Source organism: Sphingobium sp. FG125 (assembly GCF_057809795.1).
In genome coordinates this window covers 150,083-169,038 of the sequence record NZ_JBMDKQ010000009.1, presented here as the reverse complement: position 1 = coordinate 169,038, position 18,956 = coordinate 150,083, and the positions used below count along the sequence as shown (strand labels likewise).

Genomic DNA, 18,956 nt, shown 5'->3' with positions numbered 1-18,956 from the left:
TTCTCGACTTCGCTCGAAACGAACGGGTCAAGGTGAAATTGCACCGCTCTACGCCGCGGCGCGTTTTAGCCGGTCGTTGATCGCAGCGCCGATTCCCTCTTCGGGGATGGGAGCGACGGCGATGCGCTGCTGTGCGCTGGCATCGGCAATGTGGAGCGCCGCGAACAGATTGGCCGCAGCCTCCCGTATGTCGGCTTCCGGGCTGAGATTGATGTGGCAGGGCATCAGGCCGAAGCCGATCAGATATTCGTCCCGCTCCGCGCGCATCGCATCAAGCCGCACCGGCTTGGACGGCGCATAATGGCTTTCGAGCTGGCCCGGTGCCTCGATCTTGCTTCCGTCCTTGCCGATCACAACCGGCAGGCCGGTCGCTTCCTCCAGCATCGCTGCGGTCACCGGGCCGGGGCGGAGCAGGCGGACGTGGTCATGCTCCGGCGCGGCGATGGTCGATTCCACGCCTTCACTGGTCGGCCCTTCATCCAATATCATCCGCACCCGGCCATTCAGGCTGGCCAGCACATGCTCGGCCCGTGTCGGGCTGATCGATCCGCTGCGATTGGCCGATGGCGCGGCGAGCGGCCGCCCGCTTTCCCGGATCAGCGCGCGCATCGCCGGGTGGGCGGGCAGGCGCAGCGCTACGGTCGGCAAGCCCGCCATCACCAGCGGGGACAGGCCGCTATCGGCCCGCACCGGCAGCACCAAAGTCAATGGTCCCGGCCAGAAACGGTCGGCCAATATGTCGGCGACGGGCGAGAAGTCCGCCAGTCGCGCTGCCATATTCCGGTCGGCGACATGGACGATCAGCGGATTGAAACTGGGTCGCCCCTTGGCGCTGTAGATGGCGGCGACGGCGTGGCTGTCGGTCGCATCGGCGGCCAGGCCATAAACGGTTTCGGTTGGCACCGCGACGGGTTCGCCCGCGCGGATCAGCAAAGCCGCCTCGCGCAGGGATTCCGCGCCATAACGGCAGGATCGGGTGGAATAGGCTGGATTGGCGATGGTCACGGCCCCCGCGATATAGACGGCGCACCGCCCCAGTAAAAGGCCATTGCGTCAGTCGCATGACATCTGCGCCGTGGCTTGCCGCAAAGCCTGTCGCCCGGTAAGCCCGCGCCATGACCGACGAACTCCTCAACCGCATTGCGCAGGCGCTCGAACGGCTCGCGCCGCCGCCCGCGCTGTCCGCCGATCTTGCCGCGTCGCCTGCCTATGTCTGGGATGGCCGCGCGATCCGCGCGGTCGAGGCGTTCGCGCCGGTGGATTATGACCTGCTGACCGGGATTGACGCGCAGAAGGGCGCGCTGCTCGATAACAGCCGCCGTCACGCGGCGGGCCACGCCGCGCATGACGTGCTGCTCTGGGGTGCGCGCGGGACGGGCAAGTCGGCGGTGGTGGCATCGGTCGTCGGCCAGTTGCAGGGGGAGGGGCAGGATATTGCCCTGCTGCAATGCGCGATCGATGAACTGGCGAGCCTGCCCACGCTCTTCTCGCTGCTGCGCGGCACAAGCCGGCCCTTCATCCTGTTTCTCGATGATCTGGGCTTTGATGAGGGGGTGGGCGATGCCCGGTCGCTGCGGTCGCTGTTGCAGGGCGGCACGGCTGCGCGCCCGGCCAATGTGCGGCTTTATGTGACGTCCAACCGCCGCCATATCGTGCCGCGTCACCTGTCGGAACAGGATGACCCGATCAATCCGCGCGACGTGGTGGATGACCGGATGGCGCTGTCCGACCGCTTTGGGCTGAGCCTGGGCTTCCACGCGCTCGATCAGGACGCCTATGTCGCGATCGTCGGCGGCTATGCGGCGAAACTCGGCATCAGCTTCGACCGACAAGAAGCGATCCAATGGGCAACCCAGCGCGGCAGCCGATCCGGCCGGGTCGCGTGGCAATATGTGGTGGAACTGGCGGGGCGCAACGGGTTGCGCGTGTAACAGGCTTAGATCCGCTCGAAGCGAACGGAAGTCAGTGATCACTTCCCCTTCGTTACCCGCCACACAACGCCGCCGACATCGTCGCTGACCAGCAGCGCGCCCTTGGCGTCTGCGGTCACATCGACCGGGCGACCGCGGGCATTGCCATCCTTGTCGAGGAATCCGCTCAGCACATCGACCGGCTTCGCCTTGTCCGCCTCGCCATCGGCAAAGCCGACGAACACGACCTTGTACCCTGCCGCTGGCTTGCGGTTCCAACTGCCGTGCAGGCCGACGAAGGCGCCATCGGTATAGGGCGCACCCAGCGTCACCTTGTCGGCGAAGGTCAGCCCCAGCGGCGCGACATGATTGCCCAGCGCATAGTCGGGCCGCTTGGTATATTCGCGGATTTCCGGGCGTTGCGGCTGGACCCGGCGGTCCTCATAGCCGCCCCAATAATTCCACGGCCAGCCATAAAAGCCGCCAAATTCGACCCGTGCCAGATAATCGGGCACCAGATCGCTGCCCAGCATGTCGCGTTCATTGACGACGCCCCACAGCGCGCCGCTCTTGGGTTCAAAGGCGAGGCCCACCGGATTGCGCAGCCCCGACGCCCAGATGCGATAATCGCCGGTCCGGGGGTTCACTTCCAGCACCGACGCGCGGTTGGCTTCGCTTTCCAGCCCGTTTTCGCCGATATTGCTGTTGGACCCGACGCCGACATAGAGCATCCCTTCGGGGCTGACGGTCAGGCTGCGGGTCCAGTGCATGTTGGGCGCCTGCGCGGGCAGGTTCAGCAGTTTACGGCCCGGTGCGCTGATCTTCGTGTCGCCCGGCTTATAGGGATAGGCCATCAGCGCATCGGTGTTGGCGACGAACAATGTGTTGCCCAGCAGCGCCATGCCATAGGGCGAATTCAGCCCGGTCAGGAAAGCGGTTTTCGTTTCCGCCCGCCCGTCGCCATCGGCGTCACGCAGCAGCGAAATGCGATTGGGCGACGGATCGCCCGCGCCCGCCTTGTTCATCAGATAATTCATCACCCGGTTGACGATGCCGCCGGTGGGGCGAGGGGGGCTGTTGGTTTCGGCCACCAGCACATCGCCATTGGGCAGCAGCAGCAGCGAGCGCGGATGGGACAGCCCCTCGGCAAAGCGCGCGACGGCCAGCCCCGTGGCCGGCACCGGCTTTTCGCCAGCGGCCCATGGCGTCACTTCGGCGATATTGACCGTGGGGATCATCTCGCTGCGGGGGCTGGTGAACACCGGTTCGCGTCCCATATCCGCGCCGGGCGGCAACTGCGCCGTGTCCCCTTGCGCAAAATAAAGGAATGCGCCGCCGGCCAGGGTGAGGACGACGAGCGGAAGGGCGATCAGATGCTTGTTCATTCCCCTCATCTATGTCGCGATGCCGCATGGGGCAAGGCGGATGGGGGGGCCGCGTCGCTTATTTGCGCCGGTCGCGCAGCCACAGCAGCAGCGCGATCACGATGCCCGCGCCCACGCCCGCCAGCAGGCCGATGCTGGGTTGGCCCATCAGCCCGCCGGTAATCGCACCCCCCAGGATGAGGAAGGCGATGATCGCGCCCGCGCCGGTCGGGTCTTTCCTGTCGTTGCTCATGGCCAGCGCTTTGCCATGGACCGGATGGCAAGGCCAGTGGCTTTGATGCTGCGCCGTTTCAGGACTGGCCGTGCCGTTACGGGATGGTCGTCCCGCGATGGGACTTGGCTAACGCTCCGTTCACCCTCGCATCCCGCCTGCCGCGCCAAGGCGCTGAAATGGCACGGGGATTGAAGGTTGGAGCGGACTAACAGGTGTCGCCAAGAAAATAACGGGGGTCGCAATGCAGTTGCCATATCTTTCGGATCGAAAGAGCTATGAGGATGCCGCCGAGTTGATGGCGCTGTTCGGCGACAATGCAGGCTATGAAGCCGCCGCCCGCGCGGATCGCAGCCTGGATGTGGGCAATCATATCCACTTCTGCCACTGGCGGCAGATTGAGCGGCTCATCGTGCTGCTGACCTATGATCAGCCGCTGGGGACGATTCACTGAGATAAATAATCCCCGTTCGCCCTGAGCCTGTCGAAGGGCTGTCATTTCTTGCACGAAGAAGGACAAGGCTTCGACAACCCCGGATCAAGTCCGGGGCCGAACGGGTTTTGGGTCCTAAAGCCGTAGACCCGCCGTCTCAGGCAACCCGGCTAGGATATTGAGATTCTGGACCGCCGCGCCCGCTGCGCCCTTGCCCAGATTGTCGAGTGCCGCAACGAGCCGCACCTGGCCACTGGCCGCATTGCCGAACACGAACAATTGCAACCGGTCGGTCGCGCCGACCTGCTCCAGTTCGATTTTGCCCATGGCGTCGCTGTCGGCCAACGGCGCAACGCTGACGATCGGCGATCCGGCATAGGCCGAGGCCAGCGCAGCATGAACATCGGCCAGTTCAGGCGCGCCAGGCATGGCGTGCAGCTGCAACGGCACTTCCACCAGCATCCCGCGATAGGCATTGGCGACGGCAGGCGCGAAGAGCGGCGCGTGAGTCAGGCCGGAATAGCGGGTCATTTCCGGCACATGCTTGTGCGCCAGACCAAGGCCATAGGCGCGGAAGGCGGTCAGCGCGCCGTCTGGCCCTTCATATTCCGCGATCATCGCCTTGCCGCCGCCCGAATAGCCCGACGCGCCCGACACGGTGACCGGCCAGTCGGCAGGAACAAGTCCCGCGAGCGTCAGCGGCCGCACCAGCGCCAGAAAGCCGGTGGGCCAGCAGCCCGGATTGGCGACGAAGCGGCTCGCCGCCAGCGTCTCGCGATGCCCCGGTTCCAGTTCGGGAAAGCCATAGGTCCAGCCATCCGCCACCCGGTGTGCGGTCGATGCGTCGATCACGCAGGTGCGGTCATTGTCGATCAGCGCGACGGCTTCACGCGCCGCATCGTCGGGCAGGCACAGGATCACGACGTCCGCAGCGTTCAGCGCATCGCGGCGCGCGCCGGCGTCCTTGCGATCCTTCTCGTCCAGCCGGATCAGCGAGAGTTCGGGCCGTCCGGCCAGCCGGTCGGCAATCTCGATGCCGGTGGTGCCATGGCCGCCGTCGATGAAAACCTGTGTGGTCATGCGCCGATCCTCCGCCGCGCGATGATGGGTTGGGCATGGTCGCCTGCCAGCCGCGCGACCACGTCGGCCAGCGGTTCAGCGACCACCGCCATCCAGTGCGCATTGGCGTGGAGCAGCGTCTTGCCGTCGATCATGATGCCGACATGGCGGGGGAAGAAGAGAATATCGCCGCGCTGCAAGATGGCGTCGCTGTCGATCGGATTGCCGATCCCCTCGCATTGCAGGTCGGTGTCGCGCGGCACGGACAGGCCGCATTGACCCAGCGCGACCTGCACCAGCCCCGAACAGTCGATGCCCCGATGCCCGCGCCCGCCCCAGACATAGGGCTGACCCAGATACCGCTCCGCCACCGCGACCCAGTCAGCGGCAGGGGCGTCGAGCGGGGCGGCGTGGCGCGCATGGATGAAGCCTTCGGCGCAGGCGATGAAGCCGTCCTCTGCTTCGCCCGAAAACAGTGCGCCGCCCGGCCAATAATCGGCGATCGGTGCCTTGATGTCGGGCGCGCGGAACAAAGGCGCGGTCTCGGCAATGATCCGGTGATTGACAGTTTCCAGCACGTCCAGCGCTTCACGCCGGATATAGCCGACATAGCCGTCATGGCCGCAAAAGCCCCAGGCCCAGTCGGTCATGACGTCGAGCGCATGGAATGTCTCGCCGCGCAGCAATTCGCTGACGGCTTCGCCGCTCGCCGATGGTGCGGTCAGGATCGGCGTGCCGGGCGCAACGCAGGTGAGGGCGACGGCGCGGGCATAATGGGCGGAAAACAAAGTGCCGGCCAATGCCAGGTCGGCCAGGTCGCCGCGCGCTGCATGGATACGGCGATCGAGCGCGACGGAGCGCCCGTCCAGCTTGAAGCGGGTTCTTTCAGGCGGTCCGTTCCGCGCGGGGTTGTTCATACCTGTCATCGCGCGCGGTTCCTGCGATGAAAAGGTGAAAGGCGTCAAGAAATTCCGCCCCTTTGGGGGTCCGGGTGATGAAAATATTGCGCCGGTCGCTCACATCGCGCTCACGGCGGAGGTAGCCGAGTGCGGATAATTTGTTCAGGGCGCGGGTGATGACGGGCTTGGACACATGCAGCGCTTCGGCCAGGCCGCGCACCGTATGCGGCCCGTCGCCTATATAGACGGTCATCATCAATGCCATCTGGCGGTTGGTGAGGTCAGGTTTGCCAGACCGGACATAATCGACCAGGGTGCGCATCCAGTGGGTCAGCGGCAATATGCCGGGCCGGTCGATTGCGGGCGAAAGATCGGTGGCGGGATGAGCGTTCATGTGGGCTTAACGCATGATGCACAATCCGGTTGCGTAACGGACGCGCACAATCGTCACATGCTCAATCGCGCCCGTAACGCTCCTGCAACAGGCGGAAAACAGCGCGTAGACCCAATGCTTCGCCACCCTTCGCCCGCCCCGGTTTCGCCGCAGGGCGCCAGGCAAAGGTGTCCAGATGCAGCCAGGCCACATCGTCCGGCACGAAGCGCTTGAGGAACAGGGCGGCGGTGATTGCCCCTGCAAACCCGCCTTCGCCCGCATTGTTGATGTCGGCAATGTCGGATTTGAGCATGTCGGCATAGCCATCCCAGAGTGGCAGCCGCCAGGTCGGATCGTCCACCTGGGTGCCTGCCGCCGCCATCTCCGCCGCCAGCGCGTCGTCATTGGCAAACAAAGCAGGCAGGTCCGGTCCCACTGCGACCCGCGCCGCCCCGGTCAGCGTGGCATAGTCGATGATCAGCTCCGGTTTCTCCTCGCCCGCACGGGTCAGCGCATCGCCCAGCACCAGCCGTCCTTCGGCATCGGTATTGCCGATCTCCACGCTCAGCCCCTTGCGCGTGCGCAATATGTCGCCGGGGCGGAAGGCATTGCCGCTGATCGCATTTTCCGCCGCCGGGATCAGCAGGTGCAGCCGCACGGGCAGCCGCGCGCCCATGATCAGCTGCGCCAGCGCCAGTGCATGGGCCGCGCCGCCCATATCCTTTTTCATCAGCCGCATCCCCGATGACGGCTTGATGTCGAGGCCACCGCTATCGAAGCAGATACCCTTGCCCACGATTGCGATGCGCGGCGCTGTGGGTTCGCCCCATGTCAACTCGATCAGGCGCGGGGCGAAGCTCTTGTCCGCCGCCTTGCCTACGGCATGGATCATCGGATAGCCCTGTTCCAGCGCGTCGCCGCGCGTCGTGCTGACGCTGGCCCCGAACGCTTTGCCGACTTGCGCCACTGCCGTTTCCAGATCGGCCGGCCCCATGTCGGCGGCGGGCGTATTGACCAGATCGCGCACCAGCGCGATCGCCTGCGCCAATTGCACCGTCGCCTCTATCCTTGCGACGTCGCTGGTCAGCAGCACGCGCGGCCCGACGGTGCCATCCTCCTTGCGATACCGGTCGAACCGGTAATGCGCCGTCAGCCAGCCCAGGGCCGCCGCATCGGGTGATCCTTCCGCCAGTCGGTAGGCCCCTTCGGGTAGCGTCTCGGCGAGTTTTGCCAGGCACCAGGGACCGGGCGTGGCCCTGCTGGCGATACCAGCGACCACCCACCAGTCGCCCGCTGCCTCGCCCGGCACGATCGCCTGTTCGCCGGGCTTCCCCTGAAATTTCTGCGCCGCCACGATCGTGCGGACCCGCTCCGGCTGGCTTGCCAGCCAATCGTCATATCCCTTGGCCTCGACCAGATGGATCGAACGGGCAGGCTGGTTGTTGTCGGCTTTGAGCAAGGCTGAATAATCGGTCATGGCGTGGGTGTAGGAGAAAGGCGCAACCGATGGAAAGTGCGAAATTTCATCGCCCGCATCGCACAAGTCGCCCTTTCCCCATTTGCGTCCTGCGCCGGTGAGGCCTAGCTTCATGCGCATCACGAAATGCAAAGGAGAGAGACGATGATTCATTCCGATGACCGCGGCCTCCAGGCCGCCCGCGCCCGCGCCTACACGCTGGCGGAGAGCGGCCATTTCGACAATGGCCATGCCGTCGAACAGGCGCTGATCGCCGAAGGCTGGCCCAATGCCGGGCAGGCGCTGCAAAGCGACTATGCGCGCAAGGCAATCGGCGAACGCTGCCGCGCTGCACGGGCGCACTGATGCGGCACGGGGAGCTGGCCCGGTCGGCGGGGCTGTTGGGTATCGCCGCGATGCTCTTGGTCGCCTGCTCCCCCTCGCAGGAGGAGGTGAGCGGCAACGCGGCGGCCAATGTCGCGGCGTCCCGCTTTGCCGACAAGATGGCGGGCACACCGCCACCGGCTCCCCCCGCCAAACCCTTCGCGCAGACGGACAAGAGCGCCCTGCTGGAGTTCGCCTATGCCTATCCGGCGCAGGCAGCCGCCATCCCCGCGCTGGTGGAAAAGTTCGGCAAGCAATTGGCGACGTCCAGGGCCGATGCGCTCAAAATGGCAAAGGACGACAGCGCGGCGGCGAAGCAATCCGGCTTTCCCTTCCACGCCCACAGTCTGGAAACGACATGGAGCGTGTCTGCCGATACGCCGCGCTTCCTGGCGCTCCAGTCGCAAACCTATGTCTATACCGGCGGCGCGCATGGCATGACCGGATATGACAGCTTGCTATGGGACAAGGCGCGCAGTCGCGAAACCAGCGTCAAGGCGGTGATGACCAGCCCCGCCGCCTTCGCCGCCGCCATCCGCGACCGTTTCTGCACCGAACTGGACAAGCAGCGCGCGCAAAAACGCGGTGCGCCGGTGGTGCGGGGTGACGATGAATTTACCCAGTGCATCGACCCGATGGAGCAGGTCCTGGTGCTGACATCGAAGGACGGGAAGCTGATCGACGGCGTGACCGTGGTGGTCGGCCCCTACAGCGCCGGGCCTTATGCGGAGGGGACCTACGAAGTCGCGCTGCCGGTCGATGCGGCGATGCGCAAGGCGATCAAGACCGAGTATCAGGACGGGTTTGTGGCGGTAAAATAGAGGAGCGTCGTCCCCAATCCTCCCCTGTAAGGGGAGGTGGCAGCACGAAGTGCTGACGGAGGGGTGTTGCCCTATCGTGAGGGTGACACCCCTCCGGCTGGCCTGCGGCCACCCACCTCCCCTTAAAGGGGAGGATCAATGGTTTGCCATAAACCCTAAACCGGCACCCCATATAGATCATGCTCGTCGGCATCCTCGATTCTAACGTCGAATATGTCGCCGGCCTTCCGGCCTTCACCGACATCGCGCAGGAATACATTGCCGTCGATTTCCGGCGCATCGGCCTGTGACCGGGCGGTCGCGCCGATCGAGCCATCTTCCTCGTCCGGCTCGCCCACTTCATCGACGATCACCGGCAGCACGCGCCCGACCTTAGCCGCCAGCTTGGCGGCGCTGATCGCGGCGGTCTTTTCCATGATCCGCTGGTAACGTTCTTCCTTGACCTCTTCGGGCAGCGCGCCGGGCAGGGCGTTGGCCGCAGCGCCCTCGACCGGCTCGAAGCGGAACGCGCCGACGCGGTCCAGTTGCGCCTCGTCCAGCCAGTCGAGCAGATATTGGAAATCCGCCTCCGTCTCGCCGGGGAAGCCGACAACGAAGGTCGATCGGATCGTGATGTCGGGGCAGATGCTGCGCCATTTATGGATGCGATCCAGCACCTTGGCTTCGTTGGCCGGGCGCTTCATCGCCTTTAGCACGCTGGGCGCGGCGTGCTGGAACGGGATGTCGAGATAGGGGGTCAGCAGCCCGTCCGCCATCAGCGGAATGACCTGATCGACATGGGGATAGGGATAGACATAGTGCAGCCGTACCCAGGGCGCACGGCCCTCGGCGGTGCGGAGCTGCCCCAGTTCGCGCGCCATGTCGGTCATATGCGCACGGACGTCGCGGCCCTTCCACGACCGGCTTTCATGCCGCGTATCGACGCCATAGGCGGACGTATCCTGGCTGATGACCAGCAATTCCTTGGTTCCGGCGTGAACAAGCTTTTCCGCCTCGCGCAGCACCGCGTCGATCCGCCGCGATACCAGGTCGCCCCGGATCGAGGGAATGATGCAGAAGGAACAGCGATGGTTACAGCCTTCTGAAATCTTCAAATAGCTGTAATGGCGTGGCGTCAGTTTCAACCCGCCTTCCGGCACCAGATCGACAAAGGCGTTGGGCACCGGCGGCGATGCGTCATGCACCGCGTTGACCACCTGCTCATATTGATGCGCGCCGGTGACGGCCAGCACTTGCGGGAATTTCGCGCGGATCAGGTCCGCCTCGTCGCCCATACAGCCGGTAACGATGACACGGCCATTTTCGGCCATCGCCTCGCCAATGGCTTCCAGCGATTCTTCCTTGGCCGAATCGAGAAAGCCGCAGGTGTTGACCAGCACGACGTCCGCCCCGGCATAGTCGGGCGACATCTGATAGCCGTCGGAGCGCAGCTTGGTCAGGATGCGTTCGCTGTCCACCAGATTTTTCGGACAGCCGAGCGAAACCATGCCGATCTTCGGCGCGTCAGGAAATTTGGTTGCCATGATGGCGCGCACATAGGGATTTTTGCGCGGAATGTCACGCAGCGCCGTCGCGCCCTGTCAATCAGTCGAGTGCGCCGCTCTCCCGAATGCCATCGCCCGCGACAATCTCGATGATCAGATCGCCGGTCTGGAGCTGTCGCGCGCCATCCTCCCAGAAGCCGATGGGCCGGTCCTCACGATAGATACGCACGCCAAGGCCGGTGGTGATGGCCGACAAAGGCCCGCCAATCTCCTGTGGCAGCACGAACCGCTCGTTCAGCTTCACCCGCCCGCCCGACGCCGCCAGATCGGCCATATAATCGGCAATATGCTTGCCGCTGGTGCTGCCCGCCAGCAGCAGCCCGGCAAAGCTGACCGGGTTGATCACCGTCGTCGCGCCCGCCTGGCGCGCGGGCAGTTCATTATCCTCGTTCCGCACGACGATGCTGATCGGCAGGCGCGGGGCCAGATGGCGCGCGGTCAACGTGATCAGGATCGACGTATCGTCGCGCCCGGCCGACACGATCATGCTGCGCGCGCGGTGGATCGCCACGTCCTTCAATGTCCGGTCGCGGGTCGAATCGCCGCACAAGATGTTGCACCCCTGCGCCTCTGCCAGTTCCAGCGCGGCTTCGCTGCCGTCGATCACGACGATCTCGCGCGCATCGGTGCCACGCGCCAGCAGTTCATGCACCGCTTCCTGCCCGCTGGTGCCGAACCCGGTGACGATGATGTGATTGTGCAGATCGGCTTGTATGCGGGCCATGCGCCACCTGTAGAGGATGTTGCGGAGGAAAAGCGAATAGGCTGTGCCCAGGAAAATGAGCCAAACGAACAGCCGGATCGGCGTGACGAACAGCGATTCGAACAATCGCGCTTCGGGCGTCACCGGCACAATGTCGCCATAGCCCACCGTCGTCACCGTGACGGTCGTGAAATACAGCACATCGACAAAGCTGATATGATTGTCGAGATTGTCCTTGAGGCCATCGCGCCCGACCCAGTGGAGCAGCAGCACCAGCGCGATCAGCCCGAACACCAGCGCCACGCGCCAGCTTAAATCCACCCACATCGGCATGGCCGATCGCCGCCGCAAAAAGCCTTCGGGCGAACGGGGGGGCGTCCGCTTCACCCTCATGGCGCGGTTGGCAATTGCGCTATCGGGTTCACTGGCACCCGGTCCTTGCGCAGTTCGAAATGCAGCTTGGGCTGGCTGGCATAGCCGCTATCGCCGGTCAGGCCGACAATCTGCCCGCGCGTGATTTTCTGGCCCCGCACCACGTCCACGCGGCTGGCATGGCCATAGGCGCTCACCCAGCCGCTGCCATGGTTGATGAGGACAAGTCCGCCAAAGACCGCGACCTGGTCACCGGCATAGGCGACCACGCCGTCCGCCGTCGCGCGGATCGGCGTGCCGGCCGGGACAGCAATGTCGATGCCATTATTCTTCGCGCCACTCTCGCCGGGGCCAAAGCGCGACAATAGCGTGCCCTTCACCGGCCAGGCGAACCGACCGGTAAAGCTGGCGGGCTGGGCGATCGGCACATTGGAGGGTAGGGGACGCGGCTGGGACGAAGCGACTGCCACCGGCGCATTTTCCGCAGCCGCTGGCTGGCCACCCGTCAGCACATCGTCAATGTCGATGCGGAAGGCGGCGGCGCGCTGCTCGATCGAGGGCGCGGCCACCGGCGCGTCTCCCGGCAATAACAGCCGCTGGCCCCGCCGCAGCATGAAGGGTTCGCTCAACCCGTTGGCCGTAACGATCCGGCTCCACGCGACGCCATAGGCGGACGCGATCGCAATCCCCGTTTCCCCCTCCGCCACCAGATGATAGCGGCCACCGGGTATTGTCAGTTTCTGACCCACGCGAATGGCAAAGGGCGGCATCAGCCCGTTGGCGCGCGCAATCGCTTCGGATCCCGCGCCGCTGCGATTGCCGATCCCGCGCAACGTGTCGCCGGGCTGGACGACATAGGTGGATGTCGCCACCGTCTGCGCATTGGCCACGACCTGCTGCGCGGTCCACACCGGTTCCGCCTCGACCAGTTCGACGGCGGACGCATCGGCATCCAGCCGGGGCGGGGGCGTCTCGCCCCGTGCGGGCGCTGCCTCATTGGGGATGCAGGCAGCCAGTAGCATCGGGGCAAGGAGCAGGGCGGCATGAAGGAGCGATCGTTGCATCGCCGCCTGTCTATCGCATCGCGCCGCGCTTGCCACCCCCTGCCTTTATTGCCCGAACGCCGCCGCCGTCGCCGCCATCGCGCTGTCCTGCGTCAGATCATAATGGAGCGGTGTGACCGTGACATAGTCCTGCGCAATCGCCGCCAGATCGCTTCCCTCCGGCACCGCGTCGCTGCTGCCCAGGCTGAACCAGTAATAAAGATAGCCGCGCGGGTCGGTGCCTTCGACAATCTTCGTGCGATCGACATCATGAAACCCCTGCCGCACCACGCGGATGCCCTTGACCGCATCTGGCTCGATCGCCGGGAAATTGACGTTGAACAGCATTCGGCGCGATGGCGGCATGGCGATCAGCGGCGCAATCGCCTTCGCCCCCCACGCCTGCGCGGCGGCAAACGGCACCGCGTCGCCCATCCCCTCGCGCGCATAGACCTGGCTCAGCGCGATCGACCTGATCCCCGAAATCGCGCCCTCCATCGCCGCTGCGACGGTGCCGGAATAGGTGACATCCTCCGCCAGATTCGCGCCCCGATTGACGCCCGACAGGATCAGGTCGGGCCGCGCATCCTTCATCAAATGCCCGACCGCCATCATCACCGCATCGGTCGGCGTGCCGGTGACGCTATAATGCTGCGCGCCATGCTTGCGGATGCGCAAGGGGCGGGTGAGCGTCAGGCTATGTCCAGCTCCCGACTGCTCCTCGCTCGGCGCGACGATCCATATGTCGTCGGAAAACTGCCGCGCAATCTCTTCCAGCACTTTGAGGCCGGGGGCATGAACGCCATCGTCGTTGGTGAGGAGGATACGCATGGAATGAACAACTCCGTTCGGGCTGAGCTTGTCGAAGCCTTCCGCTGAGCGAAGCGAGGCCCGCCTCGCTAGCGCTCGGCATGGCCCTTCGACTTCGCTCAGGGCGAACGGCTAAGCTTTCGGCGTCAGGCGCGTAACCCCACCCATATAAGGCGCCAGCACATCCGGCACGATCACGCTGCCATCGGCCTGCTGGTAATTTTCCAGCACCGCCACCAGCGTCCGCCCCACGGCCAGCCCTGATCCGTTCAGCGTATGCAGGAAGCGCGTCTGCTTCTCCCCCTCCGGCTTGTAGCGGGCGTTCATCCGCCGCGCCTGAAAATCGCCGCAGTTGGAGACGGAGCTGATCTCGCGATAGGTGTTCTGGCTGGGCAGCCATACTTCCAGATCCCAGGTCTTGCGCGCGCCAAAGCCCATGTCGCCGGTGCAGAGCAGCATCTTGCGATAGGGCAGGGCGAGCGCCTGGAGGATGCCCTCCGCCGCCGCGCACATGCGTTCATGCTCGGCCTCCGACTCGTCGGGCGCGCAGATCGCGACCAGCTCGACCTTCTCGAACTGGTGCTGGCGAATGAACCCGCGCGTATCGCGCCCGGCGGACCCGGCTTCGGAGCGGAAACAGGGGGTCAGCGCGGTCAGCCGGACGGGCAGGTCGGCCAGCGGTACGATCTGGTTGGCGACTAGGTTGGTGAGGCTGACTTCGGCGGTCGGGATCAGCCAGCGGCCATCGGTCGTCCTGAACAGATCCTCGGCGAATTTGGGCAATTGGCCGGTGCCGAACAGCGCCTCGTCGCGGACCAGCAGCGGCGGATTGACCTCCTCATAACCATTCTCAGCCGTCTGCCTATCCAGCATGAACTGCGCCAGCGCCCGGTGCAGGCGCGCCATCTGCCCGCGCAACGCAGTGAAGCGCGCGCCGGACAAAGCTGCGCCGCCCTCAAAATCCAGCCCCAGTGCCGGGCCGAAATCGGCGTGGTCCTGCGGCGTGAAATCGAATGTGGGCAACTTGCCCCACTCGCTCACCTTCACATTGTCGGCTTCGCTGTCGCCTTGCGGCACATCGTCGGCAGGCAGGTTGGGAATGGCGGCTAGTCTGTCTTGCAATGTTTCGCTGTGAGTTTGCTCATCTACCTCAAGCCACATCATATCTTCTTTGAGCTTAGCCACTTCAGCCTTCAGCGCCTCGGCCTTCTCGACGTCCTTCGCCGCCATGGCCTGACCGATCAGCTTGCTCGCCTCGTTGCGACGGGCTTGCCCCACCTGCAACTGCGTCTTGAGCGCCCGGCTTTGCTCGTCCAGCGCCAATATCTCGGCGGACAGGGGCGCCAGCCCGCGCCGGGCCAGGCCAGCGTCGAAAGCAGCGGGATTTTCGCGGATGAAACGGATGTCGTGCATGGGCCAGTCCTATGCCGCCGTGCGACGGGCCACGCAACCCTGCGCGCTGTCATCCGGGACCAAAATCCTCCCCTGCAAGGGGAGGTGGATGGCCGTAGGCCAGACGGAGGGGTGTCACCCTCTCGATAGGGCGACACCCCTCCACCATTCGCTACGCGAACGGTCCCCTTCAACAGAGTCACGTGCCTCTGTTGAACCTTGCAGGGGAGGATTTTGATGACGGGTTTACAAAATATATAATCGCCAACAAAAAGGGCGGCCCCCGCTATCGGGAGCCGCCCTTTTTGTGTCACTGCCTGACGGATCAGGCGGCGTTCTTGTCCTTGCGCTCGGCAAAGCGGCGGCGGGCGACCAGTGCGACCGCGGCGGCGCCGAACAGCAGGATCATAGGCGGGGCAGGCACGTCGGTGCCGCCGCTGCTGCTCGATCCGCCGCTGGAACTGCTGGACGAGGAGGAAGAGCTGCTGCTCGACGAGGAGGACGAACCGCTCGACCCCGAACTGCCGCTGGAGCCGGAGCTGCCGCTCGATCCGCTGCTACCCGTGCTGCCGAAGCTGGACGAACCGCCCGAAGAGGAGGAACTGCCCGACGACGAGGATGAGGAGGAGCTGCTCCCGCTCGACCCGGAGCTGCCCGACGATCCGCTGCTGCCGCTCGACCCCGAACTGCCGCTGGAGCCGGAGCTGCCGCTCGACCCATGACCATGGCCAGGCTTGCCCGGCTTGCCGCCGCTCGATCCGCCCGAACTGCTGGATGAAGAGCTGGACGAGGAGGATGAGGACGAAGAGCTGGAACTGGACGAGGACGAGCTGCTGCTGACATTGCCGCTGGATGTCGACACATTGCCGCTCGACGTCGAAACGCCGCTCGATGTGGACACGTTGCCGCTGGACGTAGACACGCCGCCCGTGGACGTCGAGACGCCACCAGTGGAGGTCGAGACGCCGCCGGTCGATGTGGACACGCCACCAGTGGAGGTCGAAACGCCGCCGGTCGACGTGGACACGCCGCCCGTGGTCGAACTGGTCGAGCTGCTGATGCCGCCGGTCGAGCTGCTGGTCGAGGAGATCACGACGGACCCGCCACCGCTGCCGCCGCCACCGCCGCCAAAAAAGCCGCCCATGAAGCCGCCGCCGCCAAAGCCGCCGCCACCGCCCATCACCATCGGCACCGCGCCGCCGCCGCCCGACATGATCGGCATTTCGGCCATCGGCATGGGCAGGGGGACAGGTGCCTGATGCGTCACGACTGTCACGGTCTGCGGCACTGTTTTGGTGACGGTCCGCACCACCTTGCGCTTCACTGTCCGCACGGCATAGCGTTTCCGGGGCGCCGCCGCCTTGGTGCTTTTGCTGCTGTGGACCACTGCCGGCCGCGCATTTTCAGCGACATGCACGGCACCACCGCCGATGATCGCCCCGCCGCAAGTGCAGGCGCACAATTTAGCCAAAGCCATCCGTACCGACATAGGGTCCACTCTTCATCTTGTTGTCCTGCAACCCGGCATTGGCGTTATCCAATGAAGGGCTGCTTGGAACTTCCTATGCGCAAGAACGCAAAAGAAAGCGTTAACTGCAACGGTGTTAACCCTGAATGTGATAGTCAAGTCGAGGGAAATCCTGCCTTCTTCCCAAGGGAAATGGTTAACGTCCCACTATGGAACGACTGGCGCGTGCGGGGTAAAAATCGCTTGGCATGTTTCGCCCCTTTGCCCGGCTGGCCGGACTCGGCAGGGCAGGCCCGCGACCTTCCGCGAAATCGGACAGAATGAAGCGGACGCGCAAGATTGCCCGCTTGTGTCGCCCTGCGCCCGTCGCTATGAGGCGCCCTCAATGAAAAGTCATGGGCGCCCGGACGTTAAGCGCCGGCGTCCTCCGAGTCGGAGAGCCAGATGGCATCGGTCCTGAATTCCGATAAAGACGGCGACAAGCCGCCCAAATCGACTGTCGAACTTCCTGCTGACTACCGGCCGTCCGCCGATGAGGAATTCATGAATCCGCTCCAGCTGGAATATTTCCGGCAGCGCTTGTGGGACTGGAAGAAGCAGATCCACGCCGAAGCGGAAGGGACGCTGGCCGTCCTCCAGAATGAGCCGCTGCGCGAACCTGACCTGAACGATCGCGCGTCGAGCGAGACCGACTGGTCGATCGAACTGCGCACCCGCGACCGCCAGCGCAAGCTGATCTCCAAGATCGAGGCGGCGCTCCGCCGGATCGAGGATGGCGAATATGGCTATTGCGAAGTCACCGGCGAACCGATTTCGCTGGGCCGACTGGAGGCCCGGCCGATCGCGACGATGACGGTCGAAGCGCAGGAACGGCACGAGCGGCAAGAGAAGATCTCCCGCGACGATTAACCCTTTCTCCATTCCCCCGCGACTATAATGCCCACTTATTATCTGGCATTTTATTCGCGGGTCTTGGCATGAACGACGAACTGGATTCTTCCGATCGGGGACCGGCACGCGCTGCGCCGCGTGACAGCCTGTTCCTGCTCACCAGCTTCATGACGCCCGAAGGTGCGCCGCTGGGCAAGGCCCGCGTCCGCAACCTGTCGGCCACCGGCCTGATGGCCGACTGCGAACGCGGCGTTCCTGCGGGGACCAGGGTGGAATTTGAACTGCGGGGCATCGGCAAGATGACCGGCATCGTTGCCTGGGCGCGCGAGGACAAGATTGGCCTCGCCTTTGACGAACCGATCGACCCGCAACTGGCGCGCAAGCCAGTGTCGACCGGCGCCGTGCCACAGGCCGTGCCCGATTATCTGCGGCTGCACCAGCGCAGCATTCCGCGCCGCTGATCCGACCGGGCATTCATCCGGCCAGGCAGTAAAAAGCCCCGCTAACCAACTGGTTGCGGGGCGTTTTACTGTCTGAACAATAGGGACCGGAATGATCGGGAAGGGCCGGACCGGCAGTGTGCTGCTGCCGCGTCTCGACCTCCTTCCGCATCGCGCACCGCTGCTTAGTGCTGCGCTTCCAGTTCTTCCTTCAACCGCAATTTCTGCTTCTTGAGCGAAGCGACCAAAATAGCGTCGGGCATGGGCCGACTCGTCTCCGCCTTGATTCGGGCGTCGATACCTGCGTGCTTGGCAGAAAGAGCTGAAAAGTGGCTGTTTTCCATAACATTCTCCAGATGAGGGGTGATGGATGACGAAGTAGATCATGAAATATTCGGCTTGTCTCGCCCTGATTCGCACCCTGCGCCTGAATGAGAAAATTTTGCGATGGCCCGCATCCGGGCGGCGGGTTATCAGGGCGTATGACGAGCATGGTTGACGGATCGGGGGCGCAGTGAGCCGGGAAGATATTATGCGCCGACTGGAGCTGTTGCGGGTGGAGCATCGCGACCTCGACAGCGCGATCGCCGTGCTGATGGCGGCAGGGGCGGGTGACCAGATGCAGATCGCCCGGTTCAAGAAGCGCAAGCTGCGCCTGCGCGACGAAATCGCTCAGCTGGAGGACGCATTGGTGCCGGACATCATTGCGTAAATTCGTTTCTATATCGGAATATTGTGGTTAACGCCGGGCTGACCGACCCCGAATGGGACAGCGCGCGCTAAAAGCGCACCAGCGGGCCTGACAAGGTTGCGATAATATGTCACTCATCCTCCATGCAACGCGCAGCCTTTCTGGATCGTGGCCTTCACCGCCGACTGGTCGATGGCCTTTATCTCGAAGCCATGGTCATGGCTGACGAGGCGCGATCCTATTTCGACGGCAGCACCAGCACCGATGAGGGGATGAGCGATCCGCTGCGCCGCGTTTCTTTCGCCTGCGAATCGCTCAAAGTGACCACCCGCCTGATGCACATCATCGCCTGGCTGCTCAGCCAGCGGGCGTGGCAGCGGGGCGAGATTGGCGACGCGGATCTGTCGGACGAGAAATATCGGCTGGGCCGCGCAACCCAGACGGCGCCTGAACTCGCCGCCGGTTTCCCTTTCATGGCCCGATCTTTGATTGATGCGAGCCAGGAATTGTATGACCGGGTTGCCCGGTTGCAGGACCGGATGGACCTGATGATGGGTCCGGCCACGGTCAAGGATGCCAACCCGGCCCGCGCGCTGATTGACCGGTTGCACAGCGCCTTCTGATCGCAGTCCCGCATTTGGCCGCATTCTTCGCTTTCTAAGACTGGCGCT

Annotated in this window: 24 protein-coding genes; 10 read left to right on the top strand and 14 right to left on the bottom strand. The window is 64.6% G+C overall.

What is annotated here, in order from left to right:
* Positions 1–48: 48 nt before the first annotated feature.
* Positions 49–1,005 (bottom strand): L-threonylcarbamoyladenylate synthase, encoded by a 957-nt coding sequence (locus ACODSR_RS11265; protein WP_489076480.1) that lies wholly within the window; start codon positions 1,003–1,005, stop codon positions 49–51.
* 110 nt (positions 1,006–1,115) lie between these two features.
* Between ACODSR_RS11265 and ACODSR_RS11260 the strand changes: the two genes are divergently transcribed.
* Positions 1,116–1,931, top strand: coding sequence for an ATP-binding protein (locus tag ACODSR_RS11260; RefSeq protein ID WP_489076478.1), 816 nt, complete (start codon positions 1,116–1,118; stop codon positions 1,929–1,931).
* A 38-nt stretch (positions 1,932–1,969) separates the two neighbouring features.
* On the opposite strand, the gene ACODSR_RS11255 is transcribed toward ACODSR_RS11260, so the two are convergent.
* Both ACODSR_RS11255 and ACODSR_RS11250 read right to left on the bottom strand, forming a co-directional pair.
* Positions 1,970–3,295, bottom strand: a complete 1,326-nt coding sequence (locus ACODSR_RS11255) for a PQQ-dependent sugar dehydrogenase (protein ID WP_489076476.1) — start codon at positions 3,293–3,295, stop codon at positions 1,970–1,972.
* Between the two features lie 58 nt (positions 3,296–3,353).
* A complete protein-coding gene (locus tag ACODSR_RS11250; RefSeq protein ID WP_182913842.1) occupies positions 3,354–3,527 on the bottom strand; it encodes a hypothetical protein in 174 nt (57 codons plus the stop codon).
* A 223-nt stretch (positions 3,528–3,750) separates the two neighbouring features.
* Between ACODSR_RS11250 and ACODSR_RS11245 the strand changes: the two genes are divergently transcribed.
* Entirely contained in the window at positions 3,751–3,960 is a 210-nt protein-coding gene (locus ACODSR_RS11245; RefSeq protein ID WP_489076474.1) for a hypothetical protein, read from the top strand.
* Between the two features lie 114 nt (positions 3,961–4,074).
* Here ACODSR_RS11245 and argC read toward each other — a convergent pair whose 3' ends face one another.
* From argC to ACODSR_RS11225, 4 genes are all read right to left on the bottom strand, one after another.
* The gene (gene argC / locus ACODSR_RS11240) at positions 4,075–5,019 is read right to left on the bottom strand and encodes an N-acetyl-gamma-glutamyl-phosphate reductase (protein ID WP_489076472.1); all 945 of its coding nucleotides are present in this window, start codon (positions 5,017–5,019) and stop codon (positions 4,075–4,077) included.
* Complete coding sequence (locus ACODSR_RS11235; protein WP_489076470.1) at positions 5,016–5,924, bottom strand: C40 family peptidase; 909 nt, start codon at positions 5,922–5,924, stop codon at positions 5,016–5,018. The genes argC and ACODSR_RS11235 overlap by 4 nt, the downstream gene beginning before the upstream one ends.
* Positions 5,884–6,291: a MarR family transcriptional regulator gene (locus tag ACODSR_RS11230; protein WP_217672033.1), complete on the bottom strand. Its 408-nt coding sequence runs from the start codon at positions 6,289–6,291 to the stop codon at positions 5,884–5,886. The genes ACODSR_RS11235 and ACODSR_RS11230 overlap by 41 nt, the downstream gene beginning before the upstream one ends.
* A 61-nt stretch (positions 6,292–6,352) precedes the next feature.
* Complete coding sequence (locus ACODSR_RS11225; protein WP_489076491.1) at positions 6,353–7,747, bottom strand: leucyl aminopeptidase family protein; 1,395 nt, start codon at positions 7,745–7,747, stop codon at positions 6,353–6,355.
* 144 nt (positions 7,748–7,891) lie between these two features.
* Here ACODSR_RS11225 and ACODSR_RS11220 point away from each other — a divergent pair, with 144 nt between their 5' ends.
* Both ACODSR_RS11220 and ACODSR_RS11215 read left to right on the top strand, forming a co-directional pair.
* Positions 7,892–8,092: a hypothetical protein gene (locus tag ACODSR_RS11220; RefSeq protein ID WP_489006135.1), complete on the top strand. Its 201-nt coding sequence runs from the start codon at positions 7,892–7,894 to the stop codon at positions 8,090–8,092.
* Positions 8,092–8,931 (top strand): DUF4163 domain-containing protein, encoded by an 840-nt coding sequence (locus ACODSR_RS11215; RefSeq protein WP_489076468.1) that lies wholly within the window; start codon positions 8,092–8,094, stop codon positions 8,929–8,931. The genes ACODSR_RS11220 and ACODSR_RS11215 overlap by 1 nt, the downstream gene beginning before the upstream one ends.
* Before the next feature lie 155 nt (positions 8,932–9,086).
* Here the strand turns inward: ACODSR_RS11215 and rimO are convergent, their stop codons facing one another.
* From rimO to ACODSR_RS11185, 6 genes are all read right to left on the bottom strand, one after another.
* On the bottom strand, positions 9,087–10,454 hold the full coding sequence (gene rimO / locus ACODSR_RS11210; protein WP_489076466.1) for a 30S ribosomal protein S12 methylthiotransferase RimO: 1,368 nt from the start codon (positions 10,452–10,454) through the stop codon (positions 9,087–9,089).
* A gap of 61 nt (positions 10,455–10,515) precedes the next feature.
* The gene (locus ACODSR_RS11205; RefSeq protein WP_489076489.1) at positions 10,516–11,505 is read right to left on the bottom strand and encodes a potassium channel family protein; all 990 of its coding nucleotides are present in this window, start codon (positions 11,503–11,505) and stop codon (positions 10,516–10,518) included.
* 62 nt (positions 11,506–11,567) lie between these two features.
* Entirely contained in the window at positions 11,568–12,614 is a 1,047-nt protein-coding gene (locus ACODSR_RS11200; RefSeq protein WP_489076464.1) for a peptidoglycan DD-metalloendopeptidase family protein, read from the bottom strand.
* Positions 12,615–12,659: 45 nt separating this feature from the next.
* Positions 12,660–13,424, bottom strand: coding sequence for a 5'/3'-nucleotidase SurE (gene surE / locus ACODSR_RS11195; RefSeq protein WP_489076462.1), 765 nt, complete (start codon positions 13,422–13,424; stop codon positions 12,660–12,662).
* A 111-nt stretch (positions 13,425–13,535) separates the two neighbouring features.
* The gene (gene serS, locus ACODSR_RS11190; RefSeq protein ID WP_489076460.1) at positions 13,536–14,816 is read right to left on the bottom strand and encodes a serine--tRNA ligase; all 1,281 of its coding nucleotides are present in this window, start codon (positions 14,814–14,816) and stop codon (positions 13,536–13,538) included.
* 304 nt (positions 14,817–15,120) lie between these two features.
* The gene (locus ACODSR_RS11185; RefSeq protein WP_489076458.1) at positions 15,121–15,219 is read right to left on the bottom strand and encodes a PEP-CTERM sorting domain-containing protein; all 99 of its coding nucleotides are present in this window, start codon (positions 15,217–15,219) and stop codon (positions 15,121–15,123) included.
* 4 nt (positions 15,220–15,223) lie between these two features.
* Here ACODSR_RS11185 and ACODSR_RS11180 point away from each other — a divergent pair, with 4 nt between their 5' ends.
* The 4 genes from ACODSR_RS11180 to ACODSR_RS11165 all read left to right on the top strand — a co-directional run bounded on the left by ACODSR_RS11180 (position 15,224) and on the right by ACODSR_RS11165 (position 17,615).
* Positions 15,224–15,517 carry a hypothetical protein gene (locus tag ACODSR_RS11180; RefSeq protein WP_489076456.1) on the top strand — a complete coding sequence of 98 codons (294 nt, stop codon included), beginning with the start codon at positions 15,224–15,226 and terminating at the stop codon, positions 15,515–15,517.
* A gap of 21 nt (positions 15,518–15,538) precedes the next feature.
* Entirely contained in the window at positions 15,539–16,054 is a 516-nt protein-coding gene (locus tag ACODSR_RS11175; protein WP_489076454.1) for a hypothetical protein, read from the top strand.
* A gap of 653 nt (positions 16,055–16,707) precedes the next feature.
* Positions 16,708–17,172 (top strand): RNA polymerase-binding protein DksA, encoded by a 465-nt coding sequence (dksA, locus tag ACODSR_RS11170; RefSeq protein WP_006966545.1) that lies wholly within the window; start codon positions 16,708–16,710, stop codon positions 17,170–17,172.
* A 68-nt stretch (positions 17,173–17,240) separates the two neighbouring features.
* Positions 17,241–17,615, top strand: a complete 375-nt coding sequence (locus tag ACODSR_RS11165) for a PilZ domain-containing protein (protein ID WP_489076452.1) — start codon at positions 17,241–17,243, stop codon at positions 17,613–17,615.
* Between the two features lie 164 nt (positions 17,616–17,779).
* Here the strand turns inward: ACODSR_RS11165 and ACODSR_RS11160 are convergent, their stop codons facing one another.
* Complete coding sequence (locus ACODSR_RS11160) at positions 17,780–17,938, bottom strand: YdcH family protein (RefSeq protein ID WP_489076450.1); 159 nt, start codon at positions 17,936–17,938, stop codon at positions 17,780–17,782.
* A 188-nt stretch (positions 17,939–18,126) separates the two neighbouring features.
* Here ACODSR_RS11160 and ACODSR_RS11155 point away from each other — a divergent pair, with 188 nt between their 5' ends.
* Both ACODSR_RS11155 and ACODSR_RS11150 read left to right on the top strand, forming a co-directional pair.
* Positions 18,127–18,306 carry a YdcH family protein gene (locus ACODSR_RS11155; protein ID WP_037492337.1) on the top strand — a complete coding sequence of 60 codons (180 nt, stop codon included), beginning with the start codon at positions 18,127–18,129 and terminating at the stop codon, positions 18,304–18,306.
* A 122-nt stretch (positions 18,307–18,428) separates the two neighbouring features.
* On the top strand, positions 18,429–18,908 hold the full coding sequence (locus ACODSR_RS11150) for a DUF1465 family protein (RefSeq protein ID WP_006966534.1): 480 nt from the start codon (positions 18,429–18,431) through the stop codon (positions 18,906–18,908).
* Positions 18,909–18,956 lie beyond the last annotated feature (48 nt).